This window comes from Propylenella binzhouense (assembly GCF_009866965.1).
Taxonomy (GTDB): Bacteria; Pseudomonadota; Alphaproteobacteria; order Rhizobiales; family Afifellaceae; genus Propylenella; species Propylenella binzhouense.
Genome location: NZ_SPKJ01000003.1, coordinates 112315 through 130890, shown reverse-complemented (window position 1 = coordinate 130890; position 18576 = coordinate 112315). Strand labels below are relative to the sequence as shown.

Below are 18576 nucleotides of genomic sequence, written 5' to 3'. Positions count from 1 at the left end.
GCCGGCCAGGGAGCCGGTCAGGACTGCGCGATGCCGACGGTGACCACCGAGGGTTCGCCGCCGAAGACCCGTCTCGCGGCGCGGCGGACGTCCTCGGCCGTCACCGCCCGGATCAGATCGTTGCGCTTCTGCACGTAGTCGATGCCGAGCCGGTCGAGCCGGATGCCGAGGAGCTGGCGCGCGATCTTCTGCGAGGCGTCGAACCGCAGAGCGTAATTGCCCACCAGGAAGTCCTTCGCCTCGGCGAGCTCCGCCTCGGTCGGCCCCTCCTCGGCGAACCTGCGGACCTTGCTCGTCATGATATCGAGGGCCGTCTGCGCCGCATCCGCCCGCGTCGCCGCCGCCGCCACCCAGGCGCCGGAATGGTCGAAGGCGATCAGGCTGGTGCCGACGGAATAGGACAGGCCGCGCTTTTCGCGGACTTCCTTGTAGAGCCGCGACGAGAAGGTTCCGCCGCCGATGATGTGGTTCGCGACGAAGGCCGGGATGAAATCGGGGTCGTCCCGCTTGATGCCCGGCCCGCCGATCCGGATCACGGTCTGGGGCACGGGCAGCGTCGCGTGCGTCACCTCGCCGGACCGGGCGGTCACCTCCGGCACCGGCTTCAGGTCGGCCTTGGCGGGGAGCGCGCCGAAGACATGGTCGAGCGCGGCGGCGAGGCGGGCACGGTCGATGGCGCCGACGGCCACCACGAGGAGGTTGTCCTGCGCGATGACCCGGTCGTGGAAGGCCCGGAGATCGTCCGCGGTGAGCGCCGCGACCGTTTGTATCGTGCCTTCCGAAGGCCTGCCGTAAGGATGATCGCCGTAGAGCGTCTTCATGAAGGCGCGGCTTGCGATCTCGTTCGGGTCGGTCTCGCCGCGGCGGAGATTGGAGAGCACCTGCCCGCGGATGCGCGCCACGGCCTCGTCGTCAAAGCGGGGCTCCGTCACGGCGAGCCGCGTCAGGTCGAGCGCCGAATCCAGGTTGGTGACGAGCGTGCGCAGGTTTCCGTAGAACGCGTCGCGCGCCGCATCGAACGACATGTCGATGTTCAGGTCTTCGAGCTTGGTCTGGAACGCCTTGGAATCGAGCTCGCCCGATCCCTCGTCCAGAAGCCCGGACATCAGGTTCGCGAGCCCCGCTTTGTCGTCGCCGTCCTGGGACGAGCCGCCCCGGAAGGCGAAGTTCATCGTGACGATCGGAACCGTGTAGTCCTCGACGAGCCAGGCGGTGATTCCGCCCGGACTCCTGACTTCCTGGATGTTCACGGCTTCCGCCCGGCTGGGCAGGGTGACGGCGACGGTCATGGCGGCTCCAAACGCGAGGGCGGCGATACGGGCGAACATCAGCTGCGCTCCGCGGGCCTGGCGGTGGCGGCTTCTGCCCGCGGCGGAAGCGGCTCGAGATAGCCGGTCGCGGAGCGGTCCTCGCGGAGGTACTTGCGCGCCACGTCGCGGACCTCCTCGGCAGTGACCGCATTGACGCGGGCCGGCCAGTTCTGGACGTCCTTAAGCGTGCTGCCGGTCATCAGCGCGGTACCGATGATCCGGGCGAGCGCCTGCTGGCTGTCCTGCGCATAGATCGCCTGCGCGATGGTCGCGTTCTTGGCCCGGGTCAGTTCCGCCTCGGTGACGCCGTTCTCCCGGATCCGGGCGATCACCGTCTCGATCCGCGCTCCGAGATCCTCCAGGTTCACGCCGTCCTTGGGCACGCCGTAGACGACGAAACGGCCGTCGTCGACGGCGTTCGACTGGTAGTAGGCGCCGGCATAAGTCGCAGGTCCGTCGCCGCGGACGAGTTCGTCATAGAGCCGGCTCGTCGCGCCGCCCCCGAGCACCTCGCTCAGCACGCGGAGCGCTTCCGCCTCGTCGCCATCGGCGGTCGCCTGCGACGGCACGATGTAGGCGCGCGTGAGCTGAGGCTCGCGCACCTTCTCGTCCTGGACGGTCACGGTGCGGGCGCCGACCGGCGGCGGCTCCACCGGCCGCGGCGCGCGCACGGCCTCGGGCCGCGCCGGCACCTTCCCGTAGGTCTCCTCGGCGAGGCTCCTCACCTCCTCGGGCGTGACGTCGCCGGCAACCACGAGGACGGCGTTGTTCGGCGTGTAGTAGCGATTGTAGAAGGCGAGCGCCTTGGCGCCCGTCAGCGCCTTGATCTCGTGCATCCACCCGATCACCGGCCGTCCGTACGGGTGGTTCAGGTAGAGCACCCGGTTGAGCGCCTCGCTGAGCAGGGAAGAGGGGTCGTTCTCGACCCGCATCCGCCGCTCCTCGAGGATCACGTCGCGTTCGGGGGCGACGACCTCCTCGGTGAGGACCAGGTTGGTCATGCGGTCCGCCTCGAAGCCCATCATCTCGCGGAGATTTTCCTTCGCGACACGCTGGAAGTAGGCCGTGTAGTCGGTCGTGGTGAAGGCGTTCTCCTCGCCGCCGATGCGGGACACGCGCTCGGAGAACTGCCCCATCGGGTGCTCCCTGGTGCCCTTGAACATCAGATGCTCGAGGAAATGGGCGAGGCCGGACTCGCCGGCCGTCTCGTCGGCGGAGCCGACGCGGTACCAGACCATGTGGGTGACGACTGGCGCGCGCCGGTCCGGGATGACCACGACCTCCATGCCGTTCGACAGCATGAACTCGGTCGCGTTCGGGGCGATCTTGGGGATTTCGGCCTGCTGCGCCGGCGGCTGCGGAGCCGCATCCGCTTGGCTCGGCGCCTCGGCACGTGCGGGAAGAGCGGCCATGAGTACTCCAACGGAAAGGATGATGGCGGCGAACTTCGACATCGGCACGGGGCCTCCGTGAGATTTGCCGGGAATATAGACCCCGAAGCGGGCGATACGAGTGAACAATCGGTCATATTGGGTGTTGCCCGGCACAGGCGACCAGACCTGTTGACGCACCGGGCCGGCAAGGTTAGCCGGTCCGGCGGAGAGCCGGGACCGTGGAGTGCGCGTGAGAGAGATCGACGGACTGGCGGCGCTCGCTGCCGACTATGACGGCATCCTGTGCGACGTCTGGGGGGTCGTGCACAACGGCGTCGCGAGCTTCGCCGCCGCCACCGACGCGCTGTCCCGCTTCCGGCGCGCGCGCGGTCCGGTGGTGCTCGTCACCAATGCACCGCGCCCGTCCGGGCCGGTGATCGAGCAATTGCGCTCCCTCGGCGTCCCGGACGAGGCCTATGACCGCATCGTCACCTCCGGCGACGTGACCCGCCGTTTCGTCGCCGCCCGCCCCGGCACCAAGGTGTTCCACCTCGGCCATCCGCGCGACCTGCCGTTCTACGAAGGGCTGCCGGTCGAACTGGTCGGCGAGGACGAGGCCGAGCTCGTGAGCTGCACCGGCCTCTTCGACGACTATACGGAGACGCCGGAGGACTACCGCGAAATGCTCGGGCGCTTCGTCGCCCGCGGCCTCGTCATGGTCTGCGCCAATCCCGACATCGTGGTGGAACGCGGCGACACGCTGGTCTATTGCGCCGGCGCGCTCGCCCGCCTCTACGACGAGCTTGGCGGCGAGACGGTGCTCGCCGGCAAGCCGCATCCGCCGATCTACCGGACCGCGCTGGAGCTGACCGGCCTGCCGCCCGGCGCCCGCGTGCTCGCGATCGGCGACGCGCTCGGCACCGATGCGCGCGGCGCGCGCAATGCCGGGCTCGACCTCCTGTTCGTGAGCGGCGGAATCCACGAGGCGGATTTCGGCCCGCCGGGCGCGCCGGACCCCGAGCGCATCGCCATGCACTTCCGGGCCGAGGGCCTCGAGGCGGTCGGCTACATGCCGCATCTCGCCTGGTCGCGATCCGCGGGCGGGAATGCGAAGCCGGACGTCGCCGGGGAAGCCCTCGTCACGAGGACCGGCGGGCGATGAGCATAGGCGAACCGACCGCGCCGGCGCCCGCCGCCGCACCCGACATTCCGGACGACTGGCGCGGCGCCGTCGTCGCGATCGGCAATTTCGACGGCGTCCATCGCGGCCACCAGGCCGTGCTCGCCGCGGCCCGGAGGGAGGCGCACCGGCTCGGCGTGAAGGCGCTGATCCTGACCTTCGAGCCGCATCCGCGGGCCTTCTTCGGCAAGGGCGCGCCGTTCTTCCGGCTCACGCCCGCGCCCCTCAAGACCGCCGTCGCGAAAGCCTTCGGGATGGACGGCGCGCTCGTCCTGCCCTTCGACGAGCAGCTCGCGCGCGTCACCGCCGAGGCCTTCGTGCGCGACGTCCTCGTCGAGCGGCTCGCGATCAGGCATGCCGCGACCGGCTACGACTTCCATTTCGGCTATCGCCGCCTCGGCACGCCCGCCTTTCTCGAGGCGGCCGGCGCGAGCCACGGTTTCGGCGTGACGGTCGTGGGCGAATATGACCAGGCTGGTCTGCCGGTCTCCTCCACCCGCATCAGGACCGCGCTCCGCGACGGCGACATCGATGCGGCGAACGCGCTTCTCGGCTGGCGCTGGTCGATCGCCGGCGAAATCGTCCATGGCGACAAGCGCGGCCGCGATCTCGGCTATCCGACGGCCAACATGGCGCTCGACCCGGCCGTCGAGCTCGCCCACGGCATCTACGCCGTCCGGCTCGCTCGTCCCGACGGCAGCGTGCACGACGGCGTCGCGAGCTTCGGGCGGCGCCCGACCTTCGACAATGGCCGGGCGCTCTTCGAGACCTTCCTCTTCGACTTCTCCGACGATCTCTACGGCGCGACCGTGCTCGTCGCGCTCGTCGGCCGCATCCGCCCCGAGCTCCGCTTCGAGAGTGCCGATGCGCTGGTGGCGCAGATGGACGCGGATTCGATCGACGCCCGCGCACTCCTCGCGCACGCGCCGGATTCAGCGGTCGACGCCGCCATCCGGCATGCCTATCTCACCCCCCGCTAGGCCCTAGCGGCGGAGCCTCCCGAGGCCTCTTCCCGCCCATTGACAAGACGAGGGGCCGTGAGTATCTCCTCCGCGCATTGGCACTCACCTCGAGAGAGTGCTAGCAACTCCGTTACAGGCGCATCGCGCCAGAGAGGGACGAGAGGAAATCATGCGATTCCGCCCGCTTCATGACCGTGTTGTCGTGCGCCGCGTCGAGTCCGAAGAGCGGACCAAAGGCGGCATCATCATTCCGGACACCGCCAAGGAGAAGCCGCAGGAAGGCGAGATCGTCGCCGTCGGCCCGGGTGCCCGCGACGAGAACGGCCAGCTCCAGGCCCTGGACGTGAAGGTCGGCGACCGCGTGCTCTTCGGCAAGTGGTCCGGCACCGAGGTGAAGATCGACGGTGAAGAGCTCCTGATCATGAAGGAGTCCGACATCATGGGCGTGATCGAGCAGGGCGCCGCCGCCCGCGCCGCCGCCTGATCGACGTTCAGACACAGAGGTAAACGAAAATGGCTGCGAAAGACGTACGTTTTTCGGCTGACGCCCGCGAGAAGATGCTCCGCGGCGTCGACATCCTCGCCAATGCGGTGAAGGTGACGCTCGGTCCGAAGGGCCGCAACGTCGTGATCGAGAAGTCCTTCGGCGCGCCGCGCATCACGAAGGACGGCGTGACGGTCGCCAAGGAGATCGAACTCGAGGACAAGTTCGAGAACATGGGCGCCCAGATGGTCCGCGAGGTCGCCTCGAAGACCAACGACATCGCGGGCGACGGCACCACGACCGCGACCGTGCTCGCCCAGGCGATCGTGAAGGAGGGCGCCAAGTCGGTCGCCGCCGGCATGAACCCGATGGACCTGAAGCGCGGCATCGACATGGCGGTCGCCGAGGTCATCAACGATCTCCAGGCCCGCTCGAAGAAGATCAACACCTCCGCCGAGGTGGCGCAGGTCGGCACGATCTCCGCGAACGGCGACAAGACCGTCGGCGAGATGATCGCCGAGGCCATGCAGAAGGTCGGCAACGAGGGCGTCATCACGGTCGAGGAGGCGAAGAGCCTCGAGACCGAGCTCGAAGTGGTCGAGGGCATGCAGTTCGACCGCGGCTATCTGTCGCCGTACTTCATCACCAATGCCGAGAAGATGATCGCGGATCTCGAGGATCCGTACATCCTCCTCCACGAGAAGAAGCTCTCCAACCTGCAGGCCATGCTGCCGGTGCTCGAGGCGGTCGTGCAGTCGTCCCGCCCGCTCCTCATCATCGCCGAGGACGTCGAGGGCGAGGCGCTCGCCACGCTCGTGGTCAACAAGCTCCGCGGCGGCCTCAAGGTCGCGGCCGTGAAGGCGCCGGGCTTCGGTGACCGCCGCAAGGCCATGCTGCAGGACATCGCCACGCTCACGGGCGGCCAGGTGATCTCCGAAGACCTCGGCATCAAGCTCGAGAATGTCGGCCTCGAAATGCTCGGCCGCGCCAAGAAGGTGACGATCTCCAAGGAGGAGACCACCATCGTCGACGGCGCCGGCGACAAGGCGGACATCGAGGGACGCGTCGCGCAGATCAAGGCGCAGATCGAGGAGACCACCTCGGACTACGACCGCGAGAAGCTGCAGGAGCGCCTGGCGAAGCTCGCGGGCGGCGTCGCGGTGATCCGCGTCGGCGGCGCGACCGAAGTCGAGGTGAAGGAGAAGAAGGACCGCGTCGACGACGCCCTCAACGCGACCCGCGCGGCCGTCGAGGAAGGCATCGTCCCGGGCGGCGGCGTCGCGCTGCTCCATGCCAAGAAGGCGGTGCAGAAGCTCTCCTCCGACAACCCGGACGTCCAGGCGGGCATCAAGATCGTGCTGAAGGCGCTCGAGGCCCCGATCCGTCAGATCGCGCAGAATTCCGGCGTGGACGGCTCGATCGTCGTCGGCAAGGTGGTCGACAGCGATTCGGCGACCTTCGGCTTCGACGCCCAGAACGAGGAGTACAAGGACCTCGTCCAGGCCGGCATCATCGACCCGACCAAGGTCGTCCGCACGGCGCTCCAGGACGCGGCTTCGGTCGCCGGCCTGCTCGTCACGACCGAGGCCATGGTCGCCGAGATGCCGAAGAAGGAAGCGGCTGCGCCGGCGATGCCGGGCGGCGGCATGGGCGGCATGGACTTCTGAGGTCCGCCTCCCCTGGTTCGAGTTCGAGCGGGGCCCTGCGGGGCCCCGTTCTGCGTCCGGGATCCGTCGGTTGGCAAGGGCGGCCGGCGATTGTTTCAGAATGAGCGGGTACGGAGTCGTGAACGATGCGTTCGACGCCGACCACGCGCCCGCGATCGGGTGTACCGGGGTTGCTTCCGTGCTTCGGAGCAGACCGATGAACCACATCCAGTCCTTCGCCGCCCTTGCGGGCCGCATTCTCCTCGCCGCGATGTTCGTCACGTCCGGCTGGGACAAGATCGCCGGCTATGCCGGCACACAGCAGTACATGGAATCGGCGGGCGTGCCGGGCATCCTGCTGCCGCTCGTCATCCTGGCGGAGCTCGGCGGCGGGCTTGCGGTCGCATTCGGGTTCCATGCCCGCATCGCCGCGCTTGCGCTGGCCGGCTTCACCGTGCTCGCCGCGCTTCTCTTCCACGCCGACTTCTCGAACGGCATGCAGGCGGTCATGTTCAGCAAGAACATCTCGATCGCCGGCGGCTTCCTGCTGCTCGCGGCCTTCGGTCCCGGCGCCTGGTCGGTCGACGGCTGGCGCGCGGGCCGGACCGGCGCCGCGGGCTTCGGCGCGAAGTCCGCGGCCGGCCGCGCCTAGCTAGGCGGCGTCTTCCAGAAGGCGGCGGGCCGGCTCCGGCAGGTCCGCCGGAAGCCCTGCCTTGGCGAGCGCGTCGAACACGGCCCGCGCCGCCGACGCGCTCGCGGTGCTCCAGTCGGCGCCGAGCGAGATAACCAGGTTCGCCTGGCTCCTCAGGATCACGCCGTCGTCGAGCACCTTCAAGTGGTTGGCACGCAGCGTCGAGCCCGTCGTGGTGATGTCCACGATGAGATCGGCGAGGCCCGCCGCCGGCGCCCCCTCAGTCGCGCCGAGGCTCTCGACGATCCGGTAGAGCGCGATGCCATGGCGCGCGAAATGGCGCTGCGTCAGGTTCCAGTACTTCGTCGCGATGCGCAGCCGCCGGCCGTGCCGCTGCAGGAAGCCTGCTGCGACGTCGTCGAGATCCTCCATGGTCCAGACATCCACCCAGACCTCGGGTACGGCGACGACCACGTCGGCGTGGCCGAAGCCGAGCGGCACGGCGAGCGCGACGCGCCGGTCGGCATCGAGGATCGTCTCGCGCACGAGATCCTCGCCCGTGACGCCGAGATGCACCGACCCGGCGGCAACCTCGCGGGCAATCTCGGAGGCGGAGAGGAAGGCGATTTCGACATCCCCCCGGCCCACCACCCCACCGCGATAGTTCCGCTGTCCGCCGCGCTTCTCCACGGCGAAACCGGCCGCGGCGAACGCCGCCTCGCTCTGCTCCTGGAGGCGGCCCTTCGACGGGATGGCGATGACGAGGGGACCGCTCATTGGCATGCCCCCGGGACGTCGTCGAGCCGGATCGCAAAGCCGATCGCGGGCACCGGTTCCGGTGCGCCGAGCATCTGCATCAGCCGGTCGTAGCGGCCGCCGCCGGCGCGCGGACGGTCGTCATTTGCCGCCGCGATCTCGAACACGATGCCGGTGTAATAATCGAGGGGGCGCCCGAAGGCGGCCTCGAAGCCGATGCGCGAGCCATTGACGAGGCCGGCGATCGCTTCGTTCCGCGCGGCGAAGGTCGCAAGGCTCTCGCCGAGATCGACGCCCGCGCCGGAGGCGAAGCCGGCGACCCGATCCGCGGCGTCGCGCAGATCGGCGTCGAGCGACAGGAAGCTCCGGAGCGCCGCGAGCGTCTCCGGCTCGAGCCGCGTCTCCGCCAGGGCGCGCTGGTCGAGAAAGCGGTCGGCGATCTCCGCCGCCGTGCGGCCCGCACCTTCCACATAGCCCTCGTCTGCGAGCCGCGCCGCGATCAGGTCGATGACGGCCGCCCGGTCCTGCCGCTCGGCAGCCGCCGAGAGCGCCGGGTCGAGATCGGCGCGTGCGCGGTCGCGCGGCGAGGCGAGGCGGTCGAGGTTGGCAGCCATCAGGTCGCGCAGGCCGAACGAGCGGCGGAGCCGCCTCCGCCAGGGCTCCGGCAATCCGAGCGCGGCAAGCAGGGCCGCGAAAAGACCGATATCGCCGAGCCGGACGCGGACGGGCCCGCCGGCGACCGCCTTGACGCCGGCAAGCGCCAGCGCGAGCGCCTCCGCATCCGCCGAAACGCGGTCAATCCGTCCGATGTCCTCATAGCCGGTCTCCAGCCGCTCCGGCGTGCCGCGCTCGTGCCGGCGGAAGACAAGGCCTTCGTACCAATAGCGCATCGGGATCCTGCCGCCCGCCAGATGGTGGAGGCAGACGGGGATCGTGAAGTCCGGGCGAAGCGCCAGCCGCTCGCCCCGCGGGCCCTCGGTCACGAACATGCGGCGCCGCACGTCCTCGCCCGCCGTCTCGAGGAAGGGGTCGGCAGGATGCAGCACCGGCACGTCGATCCAGCGCGCGCCGGCTTCGGCGAAGAGGTCGTGCAGCCGCCCGGCAGTGGCTGTTTCGGGGAGGCTCACCGGACCACACTCCCCAGGCGGGAGGGGGGCACCGTACCCTCCCCCCTTGTGGGGGAGGGATAGGAAGGGGGGTCACCGGCGCGGGCCTCGTCGCAGGCCGAGAGGTGCAGGATGCCCCTCCCCACAGGGAGGAGGGGAGCTTCGTTTCCGCGGCCGAGGCGGGCATCGTTCCCTCCTCCCTTGTGGGGGAGGGATAGGGAGGGGGGTCCCCGGCGCGGGCTTCCTCGCAGGCCGAGAGGCAGGGGATGCCCCTCCCCCAGCCCCGCCCCACAAGGGGGAAGGGGGCACCGCTCCCTCATCCGAGGGGAGCACCGTTCGCTCCCCCCTTGCGGCGGAGGGAGAGGGAGGGGGGTCCTCACGGTCAGAGATCCGATCTCTGCCGTTCGATCAGCGCGCGGACTTCCGCAACGAGGTCCCTGGCCGCGATCTCGAACTGGCCCGGCCGCTCCTCGCGCCACGTCTCGTGGTCCGCGATGTCGGCGGCCTGCGCCTTGCCGGCGAGGAGGTCCTTGATCTGGAGCCGGCCGGCGGCGAACTCGTCGGAGCCGGCGATGACCGCGCAGGGCGCATTGCGGCGGTCGGCATATTTCAGCTGCGCCTTCATGCCGGAGCCGCCGAGATAGAGCTCGGCGCGAAGGCCGGCATTCCGGAGGTCGGCCACCATCCTCTGGTAGTCGGCCATGCGGTCCCGGTCCATGACGGTGACGACCACAGGCCCCGACGCGCCCTCCTCGCCGAGCTTGCCGATCGCCTTCAGTGCCGCCGCGAGCCGCGAAACCCCGATCGAGAAGCCGGTCGCCGGCACGTTCTCGCCCCGGAAGCGGCCGACCAGCCCGTCATAGCGCCCGCCGCCGCCGACCGAGCCGAATACGACGGGACGGCCGTCCTCGCCCGGCACCTCGAAGGTGAGCTGCGCCTCGAACACCGGGCCGGTGTAATATTCGAGGCCACGGACGACGGAAGGGTCGATCTGGATGCGGCGTGTTCCGTATCCTGCAGCACGGCAGAACCGACTTATATGGCGCAGATCGACAAGACCGCTGTTCAGAAGTGGGTCATCCTGAAACAACTCCAACATATGATCGATCTGACGGGGTGAGTACGGATAGAACTTGTGGCCACTAGGCTGATCAACAATTTGATCATCGCCTGACGCCGGGCCCCCATCAGGTTTTAATAGTCCAACTTTGGCCGAGTGCGCCCGAGCGTTGATAAAGAGATCAATCTGGTTGATTTGATTCGCGTCGAGCCCCGCGCCCTTGGTGAAGTCCCCGCTCTCGTCCTTGCGGCCCTCGCCGAGAAGCTGCCTGACGCCCTCGATGCCGAGCCGGTCGAGCTTGTCGATCGCCCTGAGCACCGTCAGCCGCCGCCCGGCATTCTCCTCGCCGCCGAGGCCGATTGCCTCCATGACGCCGTCGAGGACCTTCCGGTTGTTGACCTTGATGACGTACTGGCCGCGCTGAAAACCCAGCGCCTCCATCGTGTCCGCCGCCATCATGCAGATCTCGGCATCCGCGGCGACGGAGGCCGCACCGACCGTGTCGGCATCGAACTGCATGAACTGGCGGAAGCGGCCGGGGCCCGGCTTCTCGTTGCGGAACACCCAGCCGGCGCGATAGCTGCGATAGGGCTTGGGCAGCGCCTCGAAATTCTGCGCGACGTAGCGGGCGAGCGGCGCCGTCAGGTCATAGCGCAGCGACAGCCATTGCTCGTCGTCGTCCTGGAACGAGAACACGCCCTCGTTCGGCCGGTCCTGGTCGGGCAGGAACTTGCCGAGCGCGTCGGTATACTCGATCATCGGCGTCTCGACCGGCTCGAAGCCGTAGCGTTCGTAGACGCCGCGGATGGTCGCCATCATGCGCTCGACGGCGCGGATGTCCTCCGGCGTGCGGTCGGCGAAGCCGCGCGGGAGGCGCGGCTGCAGCTTGTTCGGCTTCTTGGGCCCGGCCATGGCGATCGTGCTGTAAGGGCGGCGTGACGGCCGCGGAAATGCGGAAAGCCCGCCAAGCGGCGGGCGCCGCCTTGTTAGCCCGTTCGAGGCGCGTTCTCAAGTTTCGACAGATGCCGGGCGCCGCCCCGACGATCGCGGCAAGACCGCCTGCCCGTCGGGTGCGCTACGCGTCCCGGCCGTTGAACGGCGTCGGCTCCAGCGTCGCGACATCGACGTCGTCCAGACAGCGCACGTTGATCGCCACCATCGGCGAGCCGTCAGGCGCCTTTCCGCGCGCGAAGGGCTCCACCCCGCAGCGCGCGCAGGAGAGGTGATGGATGACGTGCTTGTTGAACTGGTAGTCGACCAGGAAGTCGTAGCCGGAGACGAGCCTGAAATCGCCGTCCGGCACGAAGGTGAGCATCAGCCCCTTCTTCGAACAGATCGAACAGTTGCAGCTGATCAGGGTGCCGAGGTCCGTCTTCGCCTCGAAGCGCACGCGGCCGCAATGGCAGCCGCCGGCATGCATCGTCGCTTCCGCCATGTGGTTTCCTCCTCTCCGGTTCCGGCCCGCCTCTTCCGTTCAGGCCGGCCGCTCGAAATTCCGCCGCTCCGCCTCGACCTCGTCCCGGCAGAAGCAGCCCTCCAGATGATCGTTCACGATCCCGACCGCCTGCATGAAGGCATGCATGGTGGTCGGTCCGACGAAGCTCCAGCCGCGCTTGCGGAGCGCCTTCGAGAGTGCAAGCGATTGTGGCGTCTGCGGGACGATGGCGCCGCGCTCCACGCGGGCGGGCCTGTCCTCCGGCTTCGGTTCGAAGCGCCAGACGAAGGCGGCGACGGATCCCGCCTCGTCCACGAGTTCGCGCGCACGCCGCGCATTGTTCACGACGGACAGGATCTTGCCCCGGTGGCGCACGATGCCGGCGTCGGCGACGCAGCGCTCGACGTCCGCCTCGGTGAAGCCCGCGACCGCGGCCGGCTCGAAGCCGGCGAAGGCGGCACGGAAATTCTCGCGCTTGCGCAGGATCGTCAGCCAGGAGAGCCCGGACTGGAACCCCTCCAGGCAGATCTTCTCGAAGAGCCGGCGGTCGTCCGCCGTCGGCCGACCCCATTCGGCGTCGTGATAGGCGCGGTAGAGCGGGTCGTCGCCCGGCCACCAGCAGCGGCACCTCCCGTCAGCGCCCTCGGCAAGACCGTCGCCCACCCTGAGCCCTCCCCTCGTTCCGACCGTCCTAGCCGCTCACGCGGCATTCACCAAGGCGTTCGATTCCGGTCTGGATTTCGCCCCGTTGCTGCCCGAATTTACCCTTCCCAGACCTCTGGCCCCCATCGTCGGCTGGCCCGGCAGTGTTCGCGCCGGCGCAGTGACGGTCAGTAGCGAGTACGCCAATGCGAAGAGCACTCATCGCCGCATGCCTCTGGGCCGTCGCGGCAGTCGGTCAGGCCGAGGCCCAGTCCGGCTATGTCGCGGTCCAGCCGAGCCTCGAATATCAGCGCCAATGGATCGCGCAATTGCGGCGCCCGCCGGCGGTGAACGGGACGGCCGCGCCGATCGACCTCGGGCGGTCCGCTCCGGCCCGCCGCGCCGCAATGGTGCCGCCGCCGCGGCGCTACGTCGTCGTCCGGCCGCGGGTCGCCGGCCGCCCGTCCTTCCCGATGGCACAGCCCGCCGTGCCGGTGCGGATGCCCGGCGCACCGGCGCCGATGACGCGGGGCTTCGATCCGAAGTTCCTGCCGACGGTGGTCGATTATGACGGCGGCTACGCCGAGGGCACGATCGTGATCGACAGCCGCGCGCGCTATCTCTACCTCGTCGAGGCGGGCGGCAAGGCGCGCCGCTACGGCATCGGCGTCGGCCGCGAGGGCTTCGGCTGGTCCGGCCGGGCACGCATCGGCCGCAAGGCGGAATGGCCGCGCTGGACGCCGCCGGCCGAGATGCGCAAGCGCCAGCCCTACCTGCCGGTCTCCATGGAGGGCGGGCCCCACAACCCGCTCGGCGCGCGCGCCCTCTACCTCTACCGGAACGGCGCGGATTCGCTTTACCGCATCCACGGCTCCAACGAGCCCTGGACCATCGGCCGCGCCGTCTCCTCCGGCTGCTTCCGGATGCGCAACGAGGACGTGGTCGATCTCTACGAGCGCGTGCCTGTCGGCGCGCAGGTCGTGGTTCTCTGACGGACGGGACCGCCGGCCCGCTCCCCTTCCGGCCCGGGCGGCGGCCTCGCCCGGGCTGTTCCAACCAGGGGATCGCCGCCCGTCGTCCGACCGGGCTCGGGCGTACGATTCCGTGAGCGGCGCTACAGGGAACCGAAGTCGGCTCTGGTTCATTCTTCCGCCACGTTTTACGCGGCGGCGGTCGAGGACCTGCCGCCCCCGAGAAGGGGATCACAGATCATGCAGACGAAGCGCGCGGCGCGCGCCCTTTGCCTGGGCGCGGCTTTCTCCGTTCTGTTGCCCGTCGTCGCCGATGCGCAGGTGACGCGCTTCTACGATCCGTCCACGCGGTCGTTCCTCACCTACGATCCGGCGCCGCGCCGCTCGTGGAGCGTGCCGGCGGAGTTCCGCCGCCAGATCGTGCCGTTCCCCACCGAGGAGGCGCCCGGCACGATCATCATCGATTCGGCCTCGAAGCACCTTTATTTCGTCCTCGCCGGCGGCGAGGCGATCCGCTACGGCATCGGCGTCGGCCGCGAGGGCTTCGGCTGGCACGGCGTGGTGCGGGTCGGCGCCAAGGCGGAATGGCCGACCTGGACGCCGCCATCGGAGATGATCGCCCGCGAGCCGACCCTTGCGCAATATTCCGGCGGCATGCCCGGCGGGCCCGACAATCCCCTCGGGGCGCGCGCACTCTATCTGTTCGACGGCGGACGCGACACGATGTACCGCATCCACGGCACCAACGAGCCGTGGACGATCGGGCACAACGTGTCCTCCGGCTGCATCCGGATGATGAACCACGACGTGATGGAGCTGCATTATCTCGCCAAGGTCGGCGCCAAGGTGATCGTGCGCTAGCGGACGGCACCGGGCACCTGGAAGCGCGGAGGGTTCAGCCCTCCGCCTTTTTTGCCCCGGCCCGCTCCGGCATCGGCCGCTCCTCCGCCGCGCCCCCGAGCGCGTCCCGCACATAGAGTTCCGTGACGATGACCTTGCCGGCGGCCGAGAGCGGAACGGCGAGCGCGATGCCGAGCACGCCGAAGAGCGCCCCGAGCACAAGCTGCATCCCGAGGCTGAAGGCCGGCGGCAGGCGGGCCGTGTGCTCCTGGACGATCGGCGTGAGGACATTGCTCTCGACGCCCTGGATCAGGATGTAGACGACCACGCCCCACAAGGCCATCTCGGGCCCTTCGGAGAGCCCGGCCAGGACGATGGCGATGCCGGCCGCGATCGGGCCGATGGTCGGGATGAACTCGAAAAGTCCGGCCTGAAGAGCGAGGAGCAGCGCGAACGGCATCCCGACGACGAGCAGCAGGACGTAGGTGAGAAGGAAGATCACCATCATCCCGATCGCCTGGCCGACGAGCCAGCCGCGCAGCGCGTCGCCCGCTTTGTCGAGCACTTCGCCGAGACGGGGGCGCTTGTCGGGCGGGACGAGGCTGAGGAAGCCGGCCCTGTAGACCTCGGGTTCCCAGGCGAAGAAGATTGCCAGGAAGAGCACGAAGACGAGGTTCCCGACCGCTCCGAACGTGGCGAAGATGGCATTTGTCGCACCGCCGAAGAGCGCGCCCGCGCTCGGCAGCATGCCCTGCAGCGCCTTGCCCCCTCCGCCGGAGGGCAGCAGCCCGGCGGCGTCGAGATATTGGGTGATCCGGCCGACCTGCTGGTCGAGGGTCGCGAGCAGGCTCTTCGCCTGCTGGAGGATGCTGGCGCCGCTCCAGGCGGCCGCTCCCCCGAGGAGGAGGACGAGAACCAGCGCGGTCAGGATGAGGCGGAGCCGGCGTCCTCCGCCGATCACGCGGCCGAGGCCGCGCGCTCCCGCGTCGAGCGCGATCGCGAAGATGAGCCCCGCCCCGACGAGCAGGAGGGCGGTGGCGGCGTGCCACGCGATGAAGAGGCCCGTCGCGAGGGCGAGCACGATCGACGAGATGAGCACGGCCGAGCGGGCGAGCCGATCGGTTCCTGCTGCGGGCTCCATGCTTTCAGTCCTCCGCGGTTCGCTCGTGCTCGCTCGGCAGGAGGATCAACGCCAGAGCGTGAAAGGCGCTCCGGCGAGCGAACCGTCAAAATAGCGCGAGCCGCGAGCGTCAAGTCGTGCGAGCACCCGTCCGCCGCCGTCGAGGAGGAGGAGGTCCGGGTTCCCGAACCCGATGCTGTCGATTCGCCAGGCCGCGGCCCTCCTGAGCTGGGGCGTCACGCAGCCCTCTGCCGTCACGGCGCGCCGGTCGCGCCCCCCCTCGAGCACGATCCGGCAGGCGCAACCCGCCGAACCGTCGCTCGCGGTCCAGACACCCGGGAGATCGGCACTCGTCCAGACGCCTGGTTCGAATGTCGCGCCCGGCCGTCCCGATACCTCGTCTGCGCGCGGAGGCGGCGCCGCAAGCGCGATCTGCCCGGGTGCGCAGAAGCCGGCGGTCGGGGCAGGCTCCCGGACCGCCGTACGATCCGGCGCGCCCGCGGCGGGTGCAGAGGCGGCCGGCACATCTGCCGGGGCGCGCGGGCCGACAGCCTCGGGCCGGGCTTCGGGGGGCGTGATGGCGGCGGGCGCGGGCGCATCCGAGGACGCCATCGCAACAAGAGCCTGCGGCTCCGTGCTCGGCGCGGCCGGGCTCTGATAAGCGATCACGGCAAGCTGCTGCACGCTTTCGCTCGTCCCGCAGCCGCCGGCGGCGAGCGCGATCGCGAGCGCACCCGCACCGGAGCATCGCCTGGGGATCCGCCACGTCATGGCGCGCCGATATCCGTTCGACCGGCCCGGTGCAATCGAATCCGGCTGCCCTGCGCGCGTTGCCTCGCGAATTGCGCGGGGTGTGGCCCGACGGGCGCAGTCCCGGGATCAGGAGCCGTACCTGGCCTTCGCTTCGCGGCGACGCGCATGGAGGATCAGTTCGGTATATCCGTTCGGCTGCTCGCGTCCCTTGAAGATGAGGTCGCTCGCGGCCTGGAAGGCGACGCTTTCCTCGAAATCCGGCGCCATGGGCCGGTAGAACGGGTCACCGGCATTCTGCGCGTCGACGACGGCGGCCATCCGCCTCAGCGTCTCCGCAACCTGCTCGCGCGTGACGATCCCGTGATGCAGCCAGTTCGCGACGTGCTGGCTCGATATGCGGAGGGTCGCACGGTCCTCCATCAGTCCGACATCCGTGATGTCGGGCACCTTGGAGCACCCGATCCCCTGTTCGACCCAGCGCACGACATAGCCGAGGATGCCCTGGCAATTGTTGTCGAGCTCCTCCTGGATCGTCTCCGCGGACCAGTTCGGCCGGCGCGCGACGGGGATGTTCAGGATATCGTCCATGTTCGCCCGCCCCCTGGCCCGGAGCTCCTCCTGGCGGGCGGCGACATCCACCTGATGATAGTGAAGCGCATGCAGTGTGGCCGCCGTCGGCGACGGCACCCAGGCCGTGTTCGCGCCTGCCCTGGGATGCGCTCCCTTGGTCGCGAGCATGTCGGCCATCCGGTCCGGCATCGCCCACATGCCCTTGCCGATCTGGGCCCGGCCCGGCAGCCCGCATTCCAGGCCGATATCGACATTCGAGTTCTCGTAGGCCTGCAGCCAGGGCGCGTTCTTCATGTCGCCCTTGCGGATCATCGGCCCCGCTTCCATGGAGGTATGGATCTCGTCCCCCGTGCGGTCGAGGAAGCCGGTATTGATGAAGACGACCCGGTCGATCGCGGCGCGGATCGCCTCCTTGAGGTTGAGCGTCATCCGGCGCTCCTCGTCCATGATGCCGATCTTCATCGTCTTCGGGCGCAGGCGCAGGATCCGCTCGATCCGCGAGAACAGCTCGCTCGCGAGCGCGACCTCCTCCGGCGAATGCATCTTCGGCTTCACGACGTAGACCGAGCCGCGGCGGCTGTTCAGCCGACGGCCGTACTCGCCGATATCGTGGAGGGCGATGGCCGTGGTGACGAGGCCGTCGAGGATCGATTCCGGCGTCTCGTTGCCGGCCGCGTCGAGCACGGCGTCGGTCATCATCAGGTTGCCGGTGTTCCGCACCAGGAGCAGGCTGCGACCCGGCAGGACGAGCGTATCGCCGTCCGGCGTGCGGTAGGTCCTGTCCGGGTTGAGCGCGCGTTCGACGGTGCCGCCCGCCTTCTCGAAGGCGGCGGTGAGGTCGCCCTTCATCAGACCGAGCCAGTTCCTGTAGGCGGCCACCTTGTCGTCGGCATCGACGGCCGCGATCGAGTCCTCGAAATCGACGATCGTCGTGATCGCAGCCTCGAGGATCACGTCCGCAATGCCGGCCGGGTCCGTCCGGCCGATCGCATCGTCGCGGTCGATCCGGACCTCGACGTGCAATCCGTGATTGACCAGGAGGATCGCAGACGGCTCGCCGGGCTGGCCCTGATAGCCGACGAACTGGTTCGGCGCGGCGAGCGGCACCACCCGCCCCCCATCGAGCCTGACGAGCAGGCGGCCGTCGCCGATCCCGTATCCGATCGCATCCCGGTGCGAGCCGCTCTCGAGCGGCACCGCCTCGTCGAGGATGTCGCGGGCGCGCTCGATCACCTTGCGGGCGCGTGCGGGATTGAAGGCCGGGCCGCGCCCGGCGCCATCCTCGTCCGGCAACGCATCGGTTCCGTAGAGCGCGTCGTAGAGGCTGCCCCAGCGGGCATTGGCCGCATTCAGCGCATAGCGTGCGTTGGTCACCGGCACGACGAGCTGCGGACCCGCGATTTCCGCGATCTCGGCATCGACGTTGCTCGTCGTGATCTCGAATGCGGGACCCTCCTCGCGGAGGTAGCCGATCGATCTGAGGAATGCCTTGTAGCTTTCCAGATCGAACCCGATGTCGCGATGCGCGCGGTGCCAGCGGTCGATCTCCGCCTGGAGCTCGTCCCTTCGGGCAAGGAGCGCGCGGTTGCGCGGCGCGAATTCCTGCATGATCGCGTCGAGGCCGGCCCAGAAGGCGTCCGGCGCGATGCCGGTATTCGGAAGGACTTCCTGATTGATGAAGTCGTGAAGAACCCGAGCGACCTTCAGGCTCCCGATCGCCACGCGTTCCGTCATGAC

General features: G+C 69.3%; 16 protein-coding genes and 1 pseudogene. 7 read left to right on the top strand and 10 right to left on the bottom strand.

What is annotated here, in order from left to right; all coding sequences use genetic code 11:
- Nucleotides 1-17: 17 nt before the first annotated feature.
- Both E4O86_RS02095 and E4O86_RS02090 read right to left on the bottom strand, forming a co-directional pair.
- A complete protein-coding gene (locus E4O86_RS02095; RefSeq protein WP_161138858.1) occupies nucleotides 18-1328 on the bottom strand; it encodes a M16 family metallopeptidase in 1311 nt (436 codons plus the stop codon).
- On the bottom strand, nucleotides 1328-2764 hold the full coding sequence (locus E4O86_RS02090; protein WP_246206106.1) for a M16 family metallopeptidase: 1437 nt from the start codon (nucleotides 2762-2764) through the stop codon (nucleotides 1328-1330). Before E4O86_RS02090 ends, E4O86_RS02095 begins: the two co-directional genes overlap by 1 nt.
- Nucleotides 2765-2933: 169 nt before the next feature.
- On the opposite strand from E4O86_RS02090, the gene E4O86_RS02085 reads away from it, so the two are divergent.
- From E4O86_RS02085 to E4O86_RS02065, 5 genes are all read left to right on the top strand, one after another.
- Nucleotides 2934-3845, top strand: a complete 912-nt coding sequence (locus E4O86_RS02085; RefSeq protein ID WP_343039071.1) for a TIGR01459 family HAD-type hydrolase — start codon at nucleotides 2934-2936, stop codon at nucleotides 3843-3845.
- Nucleotides 3842-4843, top strand: a complete 1002-nt coding sequence (locus tag E4O86_RS02080) for a bifunctional riboflavin kinase/FAD synthetase (protein WP_161138856.1) — start codon at nucleotides 3842-3844, stop codon at nucleotides 4841-4843. Before E4O86_RS02085 ends, E4O86_RS02080 begins: the two co-directional genes overlap by 4 nt.
- 151 nt (nucleotides 4844-4994) lie before the next feature.
- Nucleotides 4995-5309, top strand: coding sequence for a co-chaperone GroES (groES, locus tag E4O86_RS02075; RefSeq protein ID WP_161138855.1), 315 nt, complete (start codon nucleotides 4995-4997; stop codon nucleotides 5307-5309).
- Nucleotides 5310-5338: 29 nt separating this feature from the next.
- Complete coding sequence (groL, locus tag E4O86_RS02070; protein WP_161138854.1) at nucleotides 5339-6976, top strand: chaperonin GroEL; 1638 nt, start codon at nucleotides 5339-5341, stop codon at nucleotides 6974-6976.
- A gap of 196 nt (nucleotides 6977-7172) precedes the next feature.
- A complete protein-coding gene (locus E4O86_RS02065; protein ID WP_161138853.1) occupies nucleotides 7173-7607 on the top strand; it encodes a DoxX family protein in 435 nt (144 codons plus the stop codon).
- A 63-nt stretch (nucleotides 7608-7670) separates the two neighbouring features.
- On the opposite strand, the pseudogene hisG reads toward E4O86_RS02065, so the two are convergent.
- From hisG to E4O86_RS02040, 5 genes and pseudogenes are all read right to left on the bottom strand, one after another.
- Nucleotides 7671-8363 (bottom strand): annotated as a pseudogene (hisG, locus tag E4O86_RS02060) (ATP phosphoribosyltransferase); the annotation flags it as partial.
- Nucleotides 8360-9469 carry an ATP phosphoribosyltransferase regulatory subunit gene (locus E4O86_RS02055; RefSeq protein ID WP_161138851.1) on the bottom strand — a complete coding sequence of 370 codons (1110 nt, stop codon included), beginning with the start codon at nucleotides 9467-9469 and terminating at the stop codon, nucleotides 8360-8362. The gene E4O86_RS02055 and the pseudogene hisG, both read right to left, overlap by 4 nt.
- A 361-nt stretch (nucleotides 9470-9830) precedes the next feature.
- Nucleotides 9831-11420, bottom strand: a complete 1590-nt coding sequence (gene hisS / locus E4O86_RS02050) for a histidine--tRNA ligase (protein ID WP_161138850.1) — start codon at nucleotides 11418-11420, stop codon at nucleotides 9831-9833.
- A 163-nt stretch (nucleotides 11421-11583) separates the two neighbouring features.
- Entirely contained in the window at nucleotides 11584-11943 is a 360-nt protein-coding gene (locus E4O86_RS02045) for a GFA family protein (protein WP_161138849.1), read from the bottom strand.
- A gap of 39 nt (nucleotides 11944-11982) precedes the next feature.
- A complete protein-coding gene (locus E4O86_RS02040) occupies nucleotides 11983-12606 on the bottom strand; it encodes a DNA-3-methyladenine glycosylase I (RefSeq protein ID WP_161138848.1) in 624 nt (207 codons plus the stop codon).
- Nucleotides 12607-12791: 185 nt separating this feature from the next.
- Here E4O86_RS02040 and E4O86_RS02035 point away from each other — a divergent pair, with 185 nt between their 5' ends.
- Nucleotides 12792-13577: a L,D-transpeptidase gene (locus E4O86_RS02035; RefSeq protein WP_205520617.1), complete on the top strand. Its 786-nt coding sequence runs from the start codon at nucleotides 12792-12794 to the stop codon at nucleotides 13575-13577.
- A 219-nt stretch (nucleotides 13578-13796) separates the two neighbouring features.
- Nucleotides 13797-14417, top strand: a complete 621-nt coding sequence (locus tag E4O86_RS02030; RefSeq protein ID WP_161138847.1) for a L,D-transpeptidase — start codon at nucleotides 13797-13799, stop codon at nucleotides 14415-14417.
- 34 nt (nucleotides 14418-14451) lie between these two features.
- Here E4O86_RS02030 and E4O86_RS02025 read toward each other — a convergent pair whose 3' ends face one another.
- The 3 genes from E4O86_RS02025 to E4O86_RS02015 all read right to left on the bottom strand — a co-directional run bounded on the left by E4O86_RS02025 (nucleotide 14452) and on the right by E4O86_RS02015 (nucleotide 18573).
- On the bottom strand, nucleotides 14452-15537 hold the full coding sequence (locus E4O86_RS02025) for an AI-2E family transporter (protein ID WP_161138846.1): 1086 nt from the start codon (nucleotides 15535-15537) through the stop codon (nucleotides 14452-14454).
- Between the two features lie 45 nt (nucleotides 15538-15582).
- A complete protein-coding gene (locus E4O86_RS02020; protein ID WP_161138845.1) occupies nucleotides 15583-16287 on the bottom strand; it encodes an AprI/Inh family metalloprotease inhibitor in 705 nt (234 codons plus the stop codon).
- Between the two features lie 108 nt (nucleotides 16288-16395).
- Entirely contained in the window at nucleotides 16396-18573 is a 2178-nt protein-coding gene (locus E4O86_RS02015; RefSeq protein ID WP_161138844.1) for a malate synthase G, read from the bottom strand.
- Between the last annotated feature and the right edge of the window lie 3 nt (nucleotides 18574-18576).